This window comes from Corynebacterium sp. NPDC104732, assembly GCF_055583565.1.
The window spans coordinates 1-1,226 of sequence record NZ_JBVJNS010000046.1 but is presented as its reverse complement, the minus strand read 5'-3'; the positions used below and the strand labels follow the sequence as shown (position 1 = coordinate 1,226).

The 1,226-nt window shown below is 57.9% G+C and carries 2 protein-coding genes; one reads left to right on the top strand and one right to left on the bottom strand.

Annotated elements, in window-relative coordinates:
* Positions 1-759: AMP nucleosidase (gene amn / locus ACZ6ZO_RS12845; protein ID WP_465293093.1), on the top strand; the 759-nt coding region annotated here is incomplete at its 5' end.
* A 47-nt stretch (positions 760-806) separates the two neighbouring features.
* On the opposite strand, the gene ACZ6ZO_RS12840 is transcribed toward amn, so the two are convergent.
* The coding region (locus ACZ6ZO_RS12840) for a DNA-3-methyladenine glycosylase (RefSeq protein WP_465293091.1) at positions 807-1,226 on the bottom strand (420 nt) is incomplete at its 5' end.

The window sequence follows — 1,226 nt, the reverse complement described above, 5'->3', positions numbered from 1 at the left end:
GAGATGCACACTACGGAATTCATCCGTTTCGGTAAGGCAGCGGGTGGCAGGTACACCTCGTTGAAAGTGCCGCGCGACGGCGTCCAAATGCCCCGCTACGATCTATGCACCGACTCGGGCGACGGCATCACCATGATCAACATCGGCGTCGGCCCCTCCAACGCCAAAACAATCACCGACTGCCTCGCAGTTCTGCGCCCCGAATGCTGGGTCATGATTGGCCATTGCGCCGGCCTTGACGGGCGCATGCGCATCGGCGACCTCATTCTCGGTAACGCTTACCAACGCCGTGACCACATCCTCGATGGGCACTTGTCTAACGATGTTCCTATCCCCGCCATTCCCGAAGTGCAACGAGCCCTGGAATCCGCAGTCCGCGCGATCTATGGAGATGACACCGAACTCATGCGCACCGGTACCGTTCTCTCTACTGACGACCGTAACTGGGAGTGGCACACTCCACGAGCTCTATGGTCAGCTCTTCGCGGCTCTACCGCAGTAGCCGTTGATATGGAATCTTCAACCCTAGCTGCCAACGGTTACCGTTACCGTATACCCTATGGAACCTTACTTTCCGTCTCTGACCTGCCGCTACATGCCGTCCCGAAACTGCCCGCAGCGGCGCAAACCTTTTACTCGTCTTCCAAAGAAGCGCACGTTATGTGCGCCGTACAAGCAGTAGAGGCCTTAGCTGAAGACCCATCGCGACTTCGCACCAGGAAACTCCGGCGGACCATCGGGGAGGTGCCGTTTAGATAAAGCGTGTCGGATTTGGTAATGCAACGGTACTTTTTCGGTCTGATCCGTCAGTTTCCATTACCAAATCCGGCAGGGGGCCTCTTTCTAGCCGACACGGACTTCTCACCCAGAATCCAAAACCGAAGCGGCGCCTGAGCATTCTTCGTAATCCCAATACGCGGACCACGCACAAACGGGACCTCGGTCTTGGGCAGCACGAGCTGGACCGGCTGCGAATTATCCTCGATCCGAAGGCCCAACGCCTTGCCTAAATTACCGGGGCCGGAAGCGAGTTTGTGGGTGGGGACAGATCCGCGTCGAGAAACTGCGAGCTCTTGGCCTGCAACAATCTCGCCCGCGCGCAGCAACACCCCGCCGGAGCCACCAGGCGGATGACACACAATGTTGCCCGCCTTATGAATCCCGTAAGAATGATAGACATACATCAGTCCGGGCGGGCCAAACAGGGCAGCATTCGCCCTGGTAAG